General features: G+C 70.1%; 17 protein-coding genes and 3 pseudogenes. 9 read left to right on the top strand and 11 right to left on the bottom strand.

Going from position 1 to position 15,674, the window contains the following annotated elements; genetic code table 11:
• The first annotated feature begins 12 nt into the window (after positions 1-12).
• Positions 13-291, top strand: a complete 279-nt coding sequence (locus BCF44_RS54245; protein ID WP_425460131.1) for an HNH endonuclease signature motif containing protein — start codon at positions 13-15, stop codon at positions 289-291.
• Between the two features lie 3 nt (positions 292-294).
• Here BCF44_RS54245 and BCF44_RS59505 read toward each other — a convergent pair whose 3' ends face one another.
• The 7 genes and pseudogenes from BCF44_RS59505 to BCF44_RS54215 all read right to left on the bottom strand — a co-directional run bounded on the left by BCF44_RS59505 (position 295) and on the right by BCF44_RS54215 (position 4,582).
• Positions 295-525, bottom strand: a complete 231-nt coding sequence (locus tag BCF44_RS59505) for an amidohydrolase family protein (protein ID WP_379801602.1) — start codon at positions 523-525, stop codon at positions 295-297.
• Between the two features lie 8 nt (positions 526-533).
• Positions 534-1,286 (bottom strand): annotated as a pseudogene (locus BCF44_RS54235) (amino acid permease); the annotation flags it as partial.
• Positions 1,287-1,377: 91 nt separating this feature from the next.
• The gene (locus BCF44_RS54230; protein WP_246016342.1) at positions 1,378-2,514 is read right to left on the bottom strand and encodes an aminotransferase class V-fold PLP-dependent enzyme; all 1,137 of its coding nucleotides are present in this window, start codon (positions 2,512-2,514) and stop codon (positions 1,378-1,380) included.
• Positions 2,515-2,590: 76 nt separating this feature from the next.
• Entirely contained in the window at positions 2,591-2,830 is a 240-nt protein-coding gene (locus BCF44_RS59540) for a helix-turn-helix domain-containing protein (protein WP_484131195.1), read from the bottom strand.
• A gap of 30 nt (positions 2,831-2,860) precedes the next feature.
• Positions 2,861-3,286 (bottom strand): annotated as a pseudogene (locus BCF44_RS59535) (cupin domain-containing protein); the annotation flags it as partial.
• A gap of 100 nt (positions 3,287-3,386) precedes the next feature.
• Complete coding sequence (locus tag BCF44_RS54220) at positions 3,387-4,136, bottom strand: cupin domain-containing protein (protein ID WP_116182430.1); 750 nt, start codon at positions 4,134-4,136, stop codon at positions 3,387-3,389.
• Complete coding sequence (locus BCF44_RS54215; protein ID WP_116182429.1) at positions 4,136-4,582, bottom strand: OsmC family peroxiredoxin; 447 nt, start codon at positions 4,580-4,582, stop codon at positions 4,136-4,138. The genes BCF44_RS54220 and BCF44_RS54215 overlap by 1 nt, the downstream gene beginning before the upstream one ends.
• Before the next feature lie 122 nt (positions 4,583-4,704).
• Between BCF44_RS54215 and BCF44_RS54210 the strand changes: the two genes are divergently transcribed.
• From BCF44_RS54210 to BCF44_RS54200, 3 genes are all read left to right on the top strand, one after another.
• Positions 4,705-5,412 carry an OsmC family peroxiredoxin gene (locus BCF44_RS54210; RefSeq protein ID WP_116182428.1) on the top strand — a complete coding sequence of 236 codons (708 nt, stop codon included), beginning with the start codon at positions 4,705-4,707 and terminating at the stop codon, positions 5,410-5,412.
• Positions 5,413-5,526: 114 nt separating this feature from the next.
• A complete protein-coding gene (locus BCF44_RS54205) occupies positions 5,527-5,964 on the top strand; it encodes a hypothetical protein (RefSeq protein WP_116182427.1) in 438 nt (145 codons plus the stop codon).
• Positions 5,961-6,575 (top strand): hypothetical protein, encoded by a 615-nt coding sequence (locus BCF44_RS54200; RefSeq protein ID WP_116182426.1) that lies wholly within the window; start codon positions 5,961-5,963, stop codon positions 6,573-6,575. Before BCF44_RS54205 ends, BCF44_RS54200 begins: the two co-directional genes overlap by 4 nt.
• Before the next feature lie 38 nt (positions 6,576-6,613).
• Here the strand turns inward: BCF44_RS54200 and BCF44_RS59080 are convergent, their stop codons facing one another.
• The 3 genes from BCF44_RS59080 to BCF44_RS54190 form a co-directional block, all read right to left on the bottom strand.
• A complete protein-coding gene (locus BCF44_RS59080) occupies positions 6,614-7,183 on the bottom strand; it encodes an nSTAND1 domain-containing NTPase (protein ID WP_342775768.1) in 570 nt (189 codons plus the stop codon).
• A 123-nt stretch (positions 7,184-7,306) separates the two neighbouring features.
• A complete protein-coding gene (locus tag BCF44_RS56435) occupies positions 7,307-7,456 on the bottom strand; it encodes a hypothetical protein (RefSeq protein ID WP_170218281.1) in 150 nt (49 codons plus the stop codon).
• Positions 7,453-8,151, bottom strand: coding sequence for a TetR/AcrR family transcriptional regulator (locus tag BCF44_RS54190; RefSeq protein ID WP_116182424.1), 699 nt, complete (start codon positions 8,149-8,151; stop codon positions 7,453-7,455). The genes BCF44_RS56435 and BCF44_RS54190 overlap by 4 nt, the downstream gene beginning before the upstream one ends.
• 44 nt (positions 8,152-8,195) lie before the next feature.
• On the opposite strand from BCF44_RS54190, the gene BCF44_RS54185 reads away from it, so the two are divergent.
• Positions 8,196-9,674 carry an FAD-dependent monooxygenase gene (locus tag BCF44_RS54185; protein ID WP_342775767.1) on the top strand — a complete coding sequence of 493 codons (1,479 nt, stop codon included), beginning with the start codon at positions 8,196-8,198 and terminating at the stop codon, positions 9,672-9,674.
• On the opposite strand, the gene BCF44_RS54180 is transcribed toward BCF44_RS54185, so the two are convergent.
• Entirely contained in the window at positions 9,671-11,065 is a 1,395-nt protein-coding gene (locus BCF44_RS54180) for an SMP-30/gluconolactonase/LRE family protein (protein ID WP_116182422.1), read from the bottom strand. The genes BCF44_RS54185 and BCF44_RS54180 overlap by 4 nt on opposite strands.
• 227 nt (positions 11,066-11,292) lie before the next feature.
• Between BCF44_RS54180 and BCF44_RS54175 the strand changes: the two genes are divergently transcribed.
• The 4 genes and pseudogenes from BCF44_RS54175 to BCF44_RS54165 all read left to right on the top strand — a co-directional run.
• Positions 11,293-12,753: a glycoside hydrolase family 30 protein gene (locus BCF44_RS54175; protein WP_211353713.1), complete on the top strand. Its 1,461-nt coding sequence runs from the start codon at positions 11,293-11,295 to the stop codon at positions 12,751-12,753.
• A gap of 6 nt (positions 12,754-12,759) precedes the next feature.
• The gene (locus BCF44_RS57280) at positions 12,760-13,179 is read left to right on the top strand and encodes an RICIN domain-containing protein (RefSeq protein ID WP_211353712.1); all 420 of its coding nucleotides are present in this window, start codon (positions 12,760-12,762) and stop codon (positions 13,177-13,179) included.
• Positions 13,180-13,590: 411 nt separating this feature from the next.
• The gene (locus BCF44_RS54170; protein ID WP_116182421.1) at positions 13,591-14,724 is read left to right on the top strand and encodes an HNH endonuclease signature motif containing protein; all 1,134 of its coding nucleotides are present in this window, start codon (positions 13,591-13,593) and stop codon (positions 14,722-14,724) included.
• A 78-nt stretch (positions 14,725-14,802) separates the two neighbouring features.
• A pseudogene (locus BCF44_RS54165) lies at positions 14,803-15,674 on the top strand (NAD-dependent DNA ligase LigA); the annotation flags it as partial.

Raw genomic sequence — 15,674 nt, 5'->3', positions numbered from 1 at the left:
AACTCCGCACCCATCAACATCGGACGCAGCACCCGCACCATCCCCAACACCATCCGTAGGGCACTGATCGTCAGGGACAAAGGCTGCGCCTTCCCCGGATGTCATCGCAGACCTAGGCAATGCCACGCCCACCACGTAACCCACTGGGCCGACGGCGGATGGACCAGCCTCGACAACCTCGTACTGCTCTGCAGCATGCACCACCGCATGATCCACCACTCGAAATGGACCGTGGAGATCATCGACCGGCAACCGGTCTTCACGCCACCTGCCGAACTCAGGCCGGGGTGACAGCTAAGGGCTGGTGGCGTCGACGGGGTCCAGCAGGCGCTCGGCGTTGGCGGCTGTGCGGCGGCGTAGGTCGGCGGACAGGTGGGCGGTGGCCTCGGCGGGATCGTCGAGGCCCATGGGGACCGGGTAGTCGCTGCCGAGGAGCAGGTGGTCGTCGCCGAAGGTGGCGCGGGCGAGGTCGACGGCCTCCGGACGGTGGCCGAGGCAGTCGCTCCACAGGCGGCGAGCGACCACAGCGGGGCGAACACGTTCACGAACGGACTCGAGTCCTGGGCCGCGACGGTCCACGGCACGATGGAGACGATCACGATCACCGCGAGCACGTAGAAGAAGCCGATGCGCAGCACCATCTTCCGGGCCGCGCGCGGGATGTCCCGCACCGAGTCCTTCGACTCGGCCGCGGTCACGGACACTACCTCGGTGCCGAAGTAGCTGAACAACGCGAAGATCATCGCTATGCCCAGGCCGCCGAACCCGCCGGGCATGAGGCCGCCGTGCGAGGTGAGATTGCCGAAGCCGGTCGCGTGCTGGCCGGGCAGCCCGAAGAAGATCAGCACGAAGCCGAGCACCACGAACACGGCGATCGCGGTGACCTTCACCATGGAGAACCAGTACTCCAGGGTGCCGAAGAAGTTGACGGTCAGGGCGTTCACGACCAGGATGACGGCCGAGAACAGCACCACCGGCAGCCACAGCGGCAGCTGCGGCCATCAGTACTGGAGGTACATGCCGGCCGCAATCACCTCGCCGCCGACAGCGATCACCTGGCCGGCCCAGTAGAACCCGGCCCAGCCGTCGAGGTACCGGTGCGCGATCGCGCCGAAAGCCCCGGCCTCGTGGTGCACCACCACCATCTCCACCAGCGCCCAGGCGATCACCAGCGCGACGAGTCCACACAGGACGTAGGCAATGATCGTCGCCAGGCCGGCGTTGCTGATGGCCAGCGTCGAGCCGGGGAACAGCCCGGTTCCGATCGCCCCGCCGATGCCGATCATGGCCAGCTGGCGGGAGTTCAGCTGCCCGGCGAGCCCGTGGGGCACCGTTGCGCGCCCGCAGCGTCGGGGACGGCGTTGTCTCCCATGACGGTCAACCTCCGAGACGTCGGTACTCGCGGATCGCGGCGACGACGGTGTCGACGTCCTCGGGCGAGTTGTAGTAGTGCAAGGCGATTCGCAGCAGGTCACCGCGGGGGCTGGTGACGATGCCACGCGAGGAGAGGAAACCGGCCAGCTTGGCGGGATCGGCATCCATGAGCGCCACCTGCGGGCCGCGCAACGCGGGATCCGCCGGCGACCAGAGGCGTTCCCCCAGGGCGATCAGCGAGTCCTGCGCGTGCTGACCGAGCTCCGAGACGTGCGCGCGGACGGCTTTCGGCTCCACGGAGCCAAGAACCGTCATACCGGCCACCGCGCCGTAGGCTGCGGGAATCGCGGGCGTGCCGCTCTCGAAACGCCGCGCGCCCGCCGGGTAGTCGAGGTGCCGCGAGTCGAACGAGAACGGATTCTGGCGGCCGAACCAACCGGTGGCCTGCGGATCGCGCTCGTCCCGCAGACCGCCCCGCACATAGAGGAAAGCGATGCCGGGGATGCCCAGCACGTACTTGAGCGCGCCGGCGGCGAGGAAGTCGCAGCCGATCTCGCGCACGTCGATCGGTTCCACGCCCGCGCCCTGGTAGGCGTCGACGAAGGTCGTCGCGCCGGCCGCGCGGGCCCGCTCCAGCACGGCATCGACCGGCAGACGGACGCCGTTGCGATACGAGATCAGCGGCACGGACACCAGCCCGCAGGTCTCGTCGATGGCCGCGATGTAGTCCTCCGCCGGCACGACTCCGGACCGGTCCGCGACATGGCGCACCGCAGCGCCGTTTGCCCGCTGGGCAAGCCAGACATGCGCCACCGACGGGAATTCCATGTCGGTGGTCACGATCGTCGGGCGCGCCGCGAAGTCCCTTGTGGACGCCACCTGGTAGGCGGCCGCCGAAACCGTCGGCAGCACGGCGACCTCGTCGGCATCGGCGTTGATCATCTCGGCGAACAGCCGACGCGCGGTGTCGACCTGGCCCATCCACCGCTCCCACGGCGCGCCGTACCGCAGCAGGGTGTGCTGGAATTCCAGCAGGGCCGTCGCCAGGGTGTCGGACAACGCGCCCTGGCTGCACGACGCCAAGTAGGTCATGTCGCGCAGCGCGGGGAACCTGAGCCGGAACTCTTCGGACGTCAGCACGGTGTTGCCTCTCTGGACGGGCAGGCCGCGAGCGTGAGGCGGGCCTGCGGCTGGTGCTATCCGAATGACGCTGGGGCTATCCGCGCAGCGTCGTCGACGGCGTCTCGCCGAACTGCTCGCGGTAGAGCACCGAGAACCGGCCGGCGTGCAGGAATCCCCAACGCACAGCCACATCGGTGACGGTGACCGTGCCGGGCTCGGCCGCCGTCAGCTCGGCACGCACCCGTCTCAGCCGGACGTCCCGCAGGTAGCTCATGGGCGTGGTGTCCGCGTGCCGGCGGAAGCCGTCCTGGAGAGCCCGAACCGCGACGCCCACGGCCTCGGCGACATCCTCCACGGTCAGCGGCTCGGCGCCGGTCACTTCGTGCACCAACAGGGCCACCGCGCCGAGCCAGGATCGCACCGCCGTGGAGTTCAGGTCCATGCCGAGCGCGAAGCGCAGCGGCCGGACCGGCCGCCGGCCCAGGGCCCGGCCGAGGTGGCTCTCCATGCGTCCACGATCGAGACCCACGATGAGCTGCGGAGTGCCGCCGGCCCACGTCATGTCGTGGTGCTCGGCCGGATCGATCACCACCGCGGTCGCCGGATCGGAGGTGACGGCGTCGCCGCCGCACCGGACGTCCGCCCGGCCGGCGAGCGGTATGTGCACAAGGAATCCGTTGCTGGCGGTGGTCGTGACGACGTGGTTGAGGGTGATGCCGCCGAGCGCCACGGACCGCGGCACCGCGCGGAAGACGCCGGTCTCGGGCAGCAGGCGGTTGTCGCGGATGACCCGGCTGGTCTGGTCGACGTCCGTGGTGTCGAGAACCTCGTGCCCGGCAAGGGGATATCCGACCGACCCAGCTGCTCGACGACGCCCATGGCCGCTCCTCCTACCGGACCCCGCCCTGCGGGTCGTCCGGCTGAGTGGGGTACGCGCTGGTGCCGTCGGGCAGGTACGCCGCCGCCGGCGAGCCGGCCGGCACGAACACCGCCACTTCGCGCATCGGCTCGTCGCCGGTGTTCTCGACCTGGTGCAGGGTGCGCGCCGGAAGGTGGATGCAGGCGCCCGGGTAGAGCGGGTTGCGCTCGCCGTCGATGTGCAGGATCCCGTTGCCCTGCAAGATATAGATGACCTCGTTGTAGCGGTGGTAGTGCACGGGGGCGGCCTCGCCGGGAGGCACGTCGCCGACGAAGTGGGTGCCCGAGCGGAAGCCGGTCGACGGGTCGGCGAGGATCCGGTACTCGCGCCCGGCGGTGGCCTTGCCGATCTCCTGCGCGTCCAGCGGTGACACCGTGCGCCGGTCGCCGACCGCCACCTCGTCGCCGGCGGGGTTGAGCACTCGGACGCTGACGATCTCGGTGGGTTCGGTGACGTCGAACCGGTAGGTCTCCCCCGGCCCGATGTAGATCCCGCTCTCCGGCCCGAAGTCGTGCTCGCCGCCGTCCAGCAGCAGGCGTCCACGTCCGTGCAGGACGAACAGCAACTCCTCGTGCTGTCCCGACTCGAAAAGCGCTGTTCCACCCGAGATCGTCAGCACGGTCTGCGTCAGGTAGGCGCAGCCGAAGGATTCCGTCAACACCGGACGAGCCTGCGCCTCGGGTGTCACGTCGGCGGTGTAGACGACGTACCGCGAGCCCATCACCGCACCGCCTTCACCTGCGTCAACGTGATCGTCGTGCCGGCCAGCGCCAGCGACACCGGGCAGGTGCGCTTGGCCTGGTCGGCGATGCGCGCGAACTCGTCGTCGCCCAGCCCCGGGGCGCCGCCGCTGATCGACAGCGCGATCTCGGTGATCCGGAAGCCGGCGTCGGTCTCCTCCAGCCGGACCACGGCGTTGGCGTCGACCTCGACGTCGCTGTGCCCGGCCTGCTCCAGCTGGTTGGCCACGGACATCGCGAAGCAGCCGGCGAGCCCGGCCCCGATGAGCTCCTCGGGGTTGGTGTTGAGCGGCGCGCCTTCCCCCTCGCGGGAGCGCAGCGAGTAGTCGCTGTCGACCGCCTTGCTCGCCGTCCGGATGTGCCCGACGCCGGTGGCCACGGGGCCCTGCCAGCGGGCCGCGGCGCGGCGGCGTACCTGAATTCCCATGGTTCCTCCTGACGGAGAATCCGCCCCAGGTTGCCTACCGCTTGCCTCCAGGTCAAGTACTTGCCCATAACTTGCCCAGGAGGCATGCTGTGCCGAAACGTGCAGGTAGGAAGGTTGACCGCGTGCTGGACGAGTCGCTCATCGACGCCCAGCTGCAGGCGATGGCGAACAAGCTGCGCACCGCGCGGTTCGCCCGCGGCCTGCGGCTGATCGACGTCGCCGCCATGACGGGCCTCAGCGAGGTGCACCTCTACCGGCTCGAACAGGGGGAACGCGCGCCGTCGCTGCGCGCGCTGCTCACGCTGGCCGCCGCCCTGGACCTCTCCCCCGGCGACCTGCTCGGCGCCGAGGACGGCGGCGGCGTACCCGACCGCGTCGCACCGCACACCGGCCGGGCCGTGTGGCACGGCACCGAGAAGACCGGCTCCGGCGAGATGATCAAGGGCGGCGTACGGGTGGCGTACGACCTGGCCCGGCGGGCGAACCCGCAGCTGATCGAGGACGCCGACGACACCGTCGGCAGCCCCGAGGCCCTGCTGGGCATGGCCTTCGCCGGCTGTTTCTCGATGGCGCTGGCCTCCGACCTCGACGATGCCGGTTACCAGCCGCTTCGGATCGAGACGTTCGCGGAGGTGCGCACCGAGGCCGGCGCGGGTGGCATCGCGCTGAGCGAGGTCGACCTGCGCTGCGAGGCGACCGTGGCCGGCATCGCCGACCAGCGGTTCCTGGCCATGGCCGAGAACACCAAGCGGAACTGCCTCGTCTCACGGGCGCTCGCGGCCGTGCCCGCGCGGCTCGACGCCCGCCTGGTGTCCACGGTCGAGGACTAGCGCCCGCCGACGATCGTCGCAATCGTGGGCTGCCCCAACGGGCGGGAAAACGGGGCCTGGTTATCGATCTTTCCGGCCTCTCCGGCGCCCCCGCGGGCTGGGTAAACAGGTCGGGTGAGCATCAGACAGTACTGGGGCGAGGGCGACGAGGCGTGGATCATGCCCGTGCTCTCGGAGCTGACGGACGCCGGCACCGTTCAGGCCACCGGGAATTGGCCGGACCTCAAGGCCGACGTCGAGCACCGGCTCGGCCACGGTGGCACCGCCCTGGTCAAGCCCCTGGACGACGCGGTCAGCGCCGGCGCGGACTACCGGACGCTGATCGACGAGCTCACCGCCGAGTTCCGCCAGTCCCTGGTCGCGCAGCTGCCACCGGCCGAGGAGCTGGCCGACCTGCTCGTCTACACCGTCGGCGCGCAGGTCGGCGCGCTGTTCCAGCAGCACCCGGAGCTCGGGCTGATCGGCGACGACGAGCTGGTCGCGTGGGTCACCGAGGACATCCAGAGCGTCCTCGACGGCGTCACCGCATCCGGCTGGGGGCTGAACCAGTGAGCCTGCCGACGGCCGCCGCCGCGCGCTCCCTCGTCCAGCAGGCGGTGTACACCGCCGTGCTGTCCACGCTCCGCCAGCAGCCCGCGCTGGTGACGATCCGCCAACGCTACCCGTTCACCACCGCGTACCAGACCATCTGGCACACGCACCTGCACCAGGTGCGGGCGGCCTCCACCCTGCGCGTCGAGTGGTTCCGGAGCTGGACGCCCGGCTGGCGACAGGCGTCGCAGCTCGCGAGCAGCCAGCAGCCGGCCGACCCGCGGCACCTCACCGGCGCCCAACTGTCGGGCCTGCTCGAGAACAGCCAGGACTACCTCGTGCACGGCACGCGGAACGCGGAGGTCGGCACGTGTCGCGCGCCGCTGCGGGCGGAGACGAACCAGGCCGACATGTCCAACCCGATGCAGCCGGTCGGCGTCTACGCGTTCCGTGGCATCACCGCCGCCCTGAACCTGGGCTACGGCCCGTACTGCGTGGTGATCCGAGCCAATGCCAACTGGCAGCGCCTCGGCGAGGCGTGGATCCTGCGCGGCGAGGGCAGCGTGCCGGACTCGGACATCGTCGGCTGGTTCCACCAGGACGACCTGGCGCGGGCCCGGCAGGGCGCGTGATCCGCACAAGTCCTGTGCTGACGGGATAGCCGGGCCGGTTAGGCCCTTCTAGCGTCAGTCGGCATGACCGACCGCTCGACCGTGACCGCGGCCTGGCTGACCGGCTCGATCGAGCGCGTCTTCCGCGCCCTCGACTTCTCCCCCGTCGCCGAGTCCCTTGTGGACGCCGATCTTCGCGGCGTCCACTCGCACGGCGCACTCCTCGGCGCAGGGCGTCGGCCAGGGCCGGATGCAGTGCGGGTAGAAGTCGGCACGGACGCCGATGACGACGCGGAGACCGGCGCGACCGACGATCCCTCGATCGCCGGCACCAGACCGGCCCGGAGCAGGGAGGACTTGCCCACGCCGGACGCCCCGAACACCGAGACGAAACGCTCGGCGGCCACGAGCCGCGCCAGCTCGTCGACCGCCGACTCACGCCCGAAGAACCGGCCGGCGTCGGCCGTCTGGAAGGCGGCCGGGCCGACGTACGGGCCGTCCCCGTCGCCGGCCCGCGCCTCCGCCTGGAGCCTGGTCCGGCGGGCGGCCAACTCGGCGGCATCGGCACGCCAGCGGCGTTCCCGGGCGACGCGGTCTCCCCGGCACGCCCCGATGTACGCCAGCGTCACGGCCAGCGTCGGCAACTTCTTGCCGCCGGCCGCGTCCGACAGCGTGCCGGCGGAGTAGTGCGCCAGCCGGGCCAGCTCGTGGTAGGTCGGGTTGCCCGCGGACTCCCGCAGCGCACGCAGGTCCTACGCGAACGCGTCGAGCAGGTCGTCGACGGCCGGCAGCGGGCCCTCCGATCGCGCATCGATCCCCCAGGTCTCCGCCCAGAGTGTTCCCGGCCGCACCGCGAACCCGTTGGCCCGCCGGCACAGTCCGCCCGATCGGGCGGTGCTCACCCCAGGCCGTTGACCATCAGGCCGAGGGTGAAGTCGAAGCGGTCGTGGCCGGCGCCGGCGGTGAGCTCGGCGGCGTGGCGGGTGGTGTGCGGGAAGGTCTCGGCGGGCAGGGCGGCGAACCGGCGGCGCAGCTCGGCGGGATCCAGCACCCAGGGGGCGTCGGCGTTGGCGGACCGGGCGACGGACAACTCCAGGCAGTAGGCGGCAACGTAGAGCAGAAGTGCGTCGACGGCCCAGGCGGCGGCCTGCGGCGCGACGCCGCCGGCGAGCAGGATGGCCAGCATGCCCTCGCTGACGCGAACGATCTCGAGATCGGTGGGGGCCATGGCGAGGGCGGCGCGCGAGATGCCGGGGTATCTCAGGTACTGGTCTCGGATCTGCGCGCAGACGCCGCGGATCTGGTCCCGCCAGGCCGTCGGATCGGGCTCGGGCAGCACGAGGTCGGCGCAGAGCCGCCCGATGAGCAGCTCGTCGAGGTCGGCCTTGTTGACGACGTGCGCGTAGAGCGAGGCGGGTCCGGTGTCCAGGGCGGCGGCGACCCGGCGCATGGTCAGGGCCTCGTAGCCCTCGGCGGCGATGACGTCCAGGGCGGTGTCGACGATCTGCGCGGCGGTGAAGACGGTCTTGCGCGGCCGCCTCGGCGCGGCCTCGGCCTCGGGGTTCCGGCGCGCGGCGCGGCGCTCTCGGGGGTTCACCGCACCACCATAGCTTGACACGAACGTCGTTCGTAACTAGAACAGTGTTCGTGAATACAGACGTGACAGTGGTAGGAGCGGGGCCGGTGGGCCTGTTGCTCGCCGCCGAGCTGGCGCTTGCCGGGGCGGACGTGCGGGTGGTCGAGCGGCTGCTGGCCGAGCCGGCCAATTCGATGAAGGCGCAGGGCATCAACGTGCCGACGGCCGAGGCGCTCGACCGGCGCGGCCTGCTGCCGGCGGCCGAGAAGGTGCACCAGGAGGTGCTGGAGCGGATCGGGTCGTACGGCACCGGCGAGGGGCGGTTCACGGGGCACTTCGCGGGCATGGCCCTCGACCCCGACCTCGTGGACTGGGCCGATCCCGATCTCGCCGCGCACACCGCCGCCGAGGGGGCGCGGATGGTGCCGCAGCCGCAGCTGGAGGCGCTGCTGGCCGACCACGTGGCCCGGCTCGGCGTGCCGGTGCATCGCGGCGTGGAGGTCATCGCGCTCGACGACACCGGCGACCGCGTGCTGGTCGGCACCGACACCGGCTCGTTCGAGACGGGCTGGCTGGTCGGGTGCGACGGTGGGCACAGCGCCGTGCGCCGGCTCGCCGGCATCGACTTCCCTGGCACCGACCCGGAACTCACCGGCTACCAGGCGGTCGCGGACATCGCCGACCCCGAGAAGCTCGCCGACGGTTGGACGTGGACGCCGCGCGGGGTCTATCGCTACGGCCCCCAGCCCGGGCGGGTGGCGACCGTGGAGTTCAACAGCCCGCCGGCCGACCGGTCGACGCCGATCACCCTCGACGACGTGCAGGCCGCGCTGCGCCGGATCTCGGGCACCGACGTCACCCTGACCGCGCTGCGGGCCACCCCGACGCGCTGGACCGACAACACCCGGCAGGCCGCGACGTACCGGAAGGGGCGGGTGCTGCTGGCCGGCGACGCCGCCCACGTGCACCCGCCGTTCGGCGGCCAGGGCCTCAACCTCGGCGTCGGCGACGCGATGAACCTCGGCTGGAAGCTCGGGGCGGTGATCGCCGGGCGGGCCCCGGAGGGCCTGCTCGACAGCTACGACGTGGAGCGCCGACCGCTGGGCGCGTGGGTGCTGGACTGGACCCGAGCGCAGATCGGGGTGCTGCGCGGCGACCCGAAGTCGGGGGCACTGCGCGAGATCGTCGCCGATCTACTGTCCACTCGGGACGGCACGACTTATGCCGTCAAGAAGGTCTCCGGCGTCACGCAACGAATCGAGCTGCCCGGCGATCACCCGCTGATCGGCCGCTACGTCCCGGACGTGTATCTCGGCGACGGCTCCCGGCTGGCCGATCACGCCCACGGCGGCGGATTCCTGTTGCTGGACCGCACTTCCGACGGTGCGTTCGCCCGGATCGGCAACGGCCGGGTGAACGTCGTGACCGACGCGCACGAGACCCCGGCCGGGCTGCTGGTGCGCCCGGACGGGGTCGTGGCGTGGGCGTCCGACACCGACGACGCCGCCGGTCTCGAAGACGCCCTACAGCGCTGGGTCGGCTAGTACGGCCAGCCCGGCACGTTCAGGCGAATGCCGTACAGGCCGTAGTTTCCGGTGTCGCCGCCGGAGGACGGGCTGCCGGAGGTGAGGTAGAGGGTGCGCCCGTCGGGGCCGCCGAACGCGGCGTTGGTCATGTTCTGCCCGGCGCTGATCGTGCCGAGCGCCTGGCCGGACGGGGAGAACACGTGGACCTTCCCGTCGCCGAAGGTGACCTGGTAGACGTTGCCGGCGCAGTCGACCGTGCCGCCGTCGGTGCCGCCGAGTGACACGAAGTCGCTGCGCGGGCCGGTGCTGCCGTCGGCGTTGACGGGGTACTTGTAGACCTTGCCGGTGGCGTTGCCGCCGACGTAGAGGGTGCGGCCGTCCGGCGAGAGTTCGATGCCGTTGGGCTCGCGGATGGAGTCGTCGATCAGCGACACGACGCCGTCCTTGACCCTGAACACGTCGGTGTGGCCGGACATCTGGTCCGGGCGGTCGGCGCGCTGGAAGTCGGGGTCGGTGAAGTAGACGGTGCCGTCGGCGCCGACCGTGACGTCGTTGGGCGAGTTGAACAGGCGCCCCTGGTAGTTGGCGGCGAGCGTGTTTCGCTGCTTGGTCGCGAGGTCGTAGGCGGAGACGCTGCGCTGGTCGTGGGTCGCGGCGATGATCGACTTGCCGTCGCGGCTGAGCGCCAGGCCGTTGCTGCCGGAGTCCGTGACGAATGTGGCGAAGGTGTTGGTGGACGGTGTGAAGCGCAGGATGTCCGACGCCTGCACGTTCTGCGGGCCGGAACCGTCGTGCATGTCCGTCAGCAGCAGGGTCTGGCTGCCGGCGTCCCAGACGGGTCCCTCGAGGAAGTTGTAGCCGTCCTTGATCTTCGTCGCCGTGAGGTTCTGCGCCGGCAGCGGGTTGCCGAAAGGCCCGGCGGGGCACGGGGATCCCGGCGGCGGGGTGGTGCCGCCCGTGGGCAGCGTCCACTGCTGGTTGGCGCCGGTGCCACAGGACCAGATCTGCATCGGCGTGCCGTCGGCGCTGCTCACGCCGGTGGCGTCGAGGCATTTGCCGGAGCCGGTGTTGACCAGGCGGCCGGCGGACGCCGTCCACTGCTGCGCGGCGGTGCCGTTGCAGTCGTAGATCTGCGCCTTGGCGCCGTTCTGGACGGACGCGCCGGCGACGTCGAGGCACTTGCCGAGGGCACGAATCGAACCGTCACCGACCGTCCATTGCTGTGCCGCGCCGGCATTGCACGACCACAGTTGCACGCGGGTGCCGTTGGCGCTGGCACCGCCGGTGACGTCCAGGCATTTGCCGCCGATACCGGTGATCGCACCGGTCGCCGCGGCGTGAGCTGCGGGAACGCCGAGCGCGGCGGCCGTCGTGGCCGCCGCGACGGCGAGGAGCCTGCGAATCTTCATGGGCCTTCCACGGGTGGCAGGGGACGTGGTCCGCCTCGCCGTGGCGGCTCGCCGAGACAACAACTGTCTACACGATGACACCGCTGTTTCATCTGTTACATTTCACCATTCGTGCCGACTGGCATTCTCCCCAATGAGTTTCTTGACAGCGAGAACGGTCGGTGCTGCACTTTCGGAACCGCGTTACATCGCTGTTACATTTGTTTCACCGGGAGGGGTGTCCCTGCATGACCTCCATCATGTCCCGCCGGCGGCCGCTCGCAGTCGCGGCCGCCGGCGCCCTGCTCGCGGCCGGCAGCGCGTACGCCGTCATGCAGGCCGCGCCGGCGTTCGCCGCGACCTCCGCCAACGTCTGGCTGACCACGCCCGATCAACAGAACCGTTTGACACCACAGCAACCCGTGCCGTTCGGCTCGGGCGGCAGCGGGCCGGTGATCACCGTCGACGCCGACACCACGTACCAGACGATGGTCGGCTTCGGCGCGTCGCTGACCGACTCGGCCGCCTGGAACATCTACAACTCCCCGAACCGCAACAGCATCATGACCTCGCTGTTCAGCCCCACCAGCGGCATCGGGCTGAGCTGGCTGCGGCAACCGTTGGGGGCCACGGACTTCTCGCGTAGCTTCTACAGTTACGACGACGGCTCCGCCGATCCCAGCCTGTCCCGGTTCTCGATCTCGCACGACCAGAGCTACATCCTGCCGCTGGTCACGCAGGCGAAGTCGCTCAACCCGGCCATGTCGGCGATGGTCGTGCCGTGGAGCGCGCCGGCGTGGATGAAGACGAACAACAACCTGGTCGGCGGGTCGCTGTCCACCAACTACGAGCGCACCTTCGCCGACTACCTGGTCAAGTCCGTGCAGGCCTACCAGGCCGCCGGCGTGCCGGTGCAGTACCTGGCCGTGCAGAACGAGCCGCAGAACCAGCCCGGTGGGTACCCGGGCATGCTGATGGCGGCCGACCAGGAGAGCCGGGTCATCAACACCCTGGCGCCCAAGCTGTCGGCCGCTGGGCTGGGCACGAAGATCCTGGGCTGGGACCACAACTGGGACAACCCCGGCTACGCCGAGTCGGTGCTGGCGCAGACCGGGAACAACACGGTCGGCACGGCCTGGCACTGCTACGGCGGAGACCCGAGCGCGCAGAGCCAGGTGAAGAGCGACTACCCGAACAAGGACATCTTCTTCACCGAGTGCTCCGGCACGTCGTCGGGCAACACCTTCGCGGATTCCCTGCTGTGGCAGGGCCGCAACCTCGCCGTCGGCGCAACCCGCAACTGGGCGCGCAGCGTCAGCCTGTGGAACATGGCCCTGGACAACAATCATGGCCCGGTGATCGGGTCGTGCACCAACTGCATGGGTGTCGTCACGGTCGACGGCGGCGGCGTCACGTACAACGCGGACTACTACGTGCTCGGCCACCTGGCCAAGTTCGTCAAGCCCGGGGCCGTGCGGATCAACTCCACCGCGCAGGGGCAGGGCGGCATCGAGAACGTCGCCTTCCGCAATCCCGACGGCTCCATCGTGCTCGTCGCCGTGAACTCCGGCGGCACGCAGAACTTCCAGGTGTCGTACGGCGGTTCGTCGTTCGGCTACAGCATGCCGGGCGGGTCGATGGCGACGTTCACGTGGCCCGGTTCCGGCGGCACCACTCCCCCGCCGGGCGGGATCGACTCGTCCAAGTGAAACGAGGTGATCAACCAGAACAGCGGGAAGTGCCTGGTTGCCGCCGACCGCGGCACTGCCAACGGGACCGCCCTTCAGCAGTGGGCGTGCGGGGCGAACACCAACCAGGAGTGGCAGTTCCGGTCGACCGGTGACGGCTACTACCAGGTGGTCAACCGGAACGCCCCCGGCCTGGCGTGGGACGTCAGCGGCGGCGCCGGCGCGACCGCTGACGGGACGACCGTGCAGTTGTGGAGTTACGTCGGCGGCAGCAACCAGCAGTGGCAGGCAGTGGATCGAGGCAACGGGTACTACAGCTTCGTGGCCCGCAACAGCGGGAAGTGTTTGGACGTGCGTGATCAGTCCGCAGTGGACGGTGGCCTGCTCCAGCAGTGGAGCTGCACGAGCGGGCCTGCGCAGTCTTTCCAGTTGGCGGCGCAACCGTAGGGTTCTGGGGGGTTGGTGGGGTGCCTCGGCGGTGATACACGTCGAGGCACCCCACCGGTCCGTTCCTCCAGCTCCCCGTCAATGGTTCCGACCACTCCCGCAATCGGAGATCGCCGGATCGGCGCGGTGGGTCCACTCGCCCCCTCATTACCAACCATGTTCGCCACCACCACCCCGGACCGTGGTTACGGGCCTGCGTGATAGCTGCCCAGTTCGCTCATTTCAGGCGGGAAGCACGCCAGGTGGTTTGCGGACTGCTCCGTAGGTGGTTGCTTCTACAGAGGGCTTTGGACGGGTGAGGAAGTCGGGGACGCCGACAGGTTCAGGAAAGCGCTTTCCACTCGGTCACTCGAACAGGTATTCCCAGTCCACGCAACGAAAAACGCCTGATCAGCGCGGTAGAATAGGAGCATGGAAGCGACCCGGGATCCCACCGCCGCATGGCGGATGGACGACACGTCGCTCTGGCACACCTGCGGTGAAGCCCAAGACCTCCGCCGCACCGCCTACACACGCCTGGTCGAGACGGTCTCGGAGCTGTGGAACCGCACCGGACGATCGAAAGAAGACCGAGTCTCACTGGTGGCGCAGGTCCAGACTCAGTTGCGGGTCACCAAGAAAGACGCGTTGCAGATCGTCGCCCACGCACAACTCTTCGGCAGGGACGCAGTCCGGGACGCTGCCCGCGCCGGCGAAATCGACGCCGACCAGCTCACCGTTCTGAACGAAACCCTAGCCCAAGCACCGATCCTGGACCGCGACAAAGTCGAAGCCGAACTGCTCCACAACACCCACCTCCCGCTCCACCACTTCCGCCTAGCCGCCAAACGAATCCTGGTACTACTCGATCAGGACGGACCCGAGCCCAAAGACGACCTCGCACAACCCAAGCGGGAGTTCCACTACAGCAACCGCGTGGACGGGTCCGTCGCCTTCCGAGGCACCACCGACCCCGAAACCGGCGCACTCCTCGCCGCACTGATCAGCCCCCTCGCCAAGCCCAAGGCCAACGACACCCGCACCACCCCGCAGCGACAAGGCGACGCCTTCACCGACATCATCGAGCTCGCTGCCGGTAGCGACAAGCTGCCCGACGAAGGCGGCGAACGCCCCCACCTCGCCATCACCATGAACGCGACCGAATTCCTCCAGCACATCGGCATGGCCGAGATCGAAGGCGGCGACCCCATCGACGCCGAATCGGCCCGCCGCATCGCCTGCGACAGCACCACCTACCGCATGATCATCGACGCCAACTCCGCGCCCATCAACATCGGACGCAGCACCCGCACCATCCCCAACACCATCCGTAGGGCACTGATCGTCAGGGACAAAGGCTGCGCCTTCCCGGGATGTCATCGCAGACCTAGGCAATGCCACGCACACCACGTAACCCACTGGGCCGACGGAGGATGGACCAGCCTCGACAACCTCGTACTGCTCTGCAGCACGCACCACCGCATGATCCACCACTCGAAATGGACCGTGGAGATCATCGACCGACAACCAGTCTTCACACCGCCCACCGAGCTCAGACCAGGGTGATCACGCGTGACGCGGACCGGGGCGTCCGCGGTCCAGGGCTGCCGGGAAATGTCAGGGGTTCGCGGTAGCTTGAGCACCGTGAACGCCGGGGAACGTATCCAGGAACTCGCCGACCAGGTCGTGGCGCTGCGCGACGCCTACTACCGGGGCTCGCCGCTGGTGGCCGACGCCGAGTACGACACGATCGAGGACGAGCTGCGAGCCCTCATCGAGGCCAATCCGGAGCTGGCGCCGGACCCGAACCCGCTGGAGCAGGTGGGCGCGCCGACGGTGCTGCACGCGCCGGTCCGGCACTCGCGGCCGATGCTGTCGCTGGAGAAGGCCACAAAACCCGACCAGGTGGCGGCGTTCTTCGACCGGTTCCCGGGTCAGCCGGTGGCGGTGATGCCGAAGCTGGACGGGCTGTCGCTGGCGGTGATCTACGAGGACGGCAAGCTACAACGGGCGGTCACCCGCGGCGACGGCACGACCGGGGACGATGTGACGTTCCTGGTCCGGGCGCTGGTGGACGGGGTGCCGGAGCGGATCGACGCGGCGGGCACGGTGGAGGTGCGCGGCGAGGCGGTGATGCTGCGCTCGACGTTCGCGGCCTACAACGCCGCCCACCCGGACAAGCCGCTCATCAACCCGCGCGGCGCGGCGGCGGGCACGCTCCGGGCCAAGGACCCGGCGACGGTGGCTGAGCGGCGGCTGCAGCTGTTCGCCTTCGACCTGCACACGTCGGCCGACGGGGCGCCGGCGGACCTGGACCAGGCCCTGACAACGCTCGGACTGGCCGCGGCCGACATGAAGGTATGCGCCGACGCCGAGCAGGCGCAGGCGGCGATCGCGGAGATCGAGGAGAGCCGCAACGAACGCGACTACGACCTGGACGGGGCGGTGCTGCGGCTGGCCGACCGGACCGCCTACGCGGCGGCCGGCACGAGGTCCAGCTCGCCGCGCGGGGCGCT

It is taken from the genome of Kutzneria buriramensis (genome assembly GCF_003387475.1).
Lineage (GTDB): Bacteria > Actinomycetota > Actinomycetes > Mycobacteriales > Pseudonocardiaceae > Kutzneria > Kutzneria buriramensis.
This window is presented reverse-complemented; position numbering and strand designations above follow the sequence as displayed.

What these genes read in the sequence shown, in the direction of transcription:
- BCF44_RS54175 (WP_211353713.1), top strand. Translation starts at nt 11,293, where the DNA reads ATGACCTCCATCATGTCCCGCCGGCGGCCGCTCGCAGTCGCGGCCGCC.
- BCF44_RS54180 (WP_116182422.1), bottom strand. Translation starts at nt 11,065, where the DNA reads ATGAAGATTCGCAGGCTCCTCGCCGTCGCGGCGGCCACGACGGCCGCC.
- BCF44_RS54220 (WP_116182430.1), bottom strand. Translation starts at nt 4,136, where the DNA reads ATGGGCTCGCGGTACGTCGTCTACACCGCCGACGTGACACCCGAGGCG.
- BCF44_RS54215 (WP_116182429.1), bottom strand. Translation starts at nt 4,582, where the DNA reads ATGGGAATTCAGGTACGCCGCCGCGCCGCGGCCCGCTGGCAGGGCCCC.
- BCF44_RS54170 (WP_116182421.1), top strand. Translation starts at nt 13,591, where the DNA reads ATGGAAGCGACCCGGGATCCCACCGCCGCATGGCGGATGGACGACACG.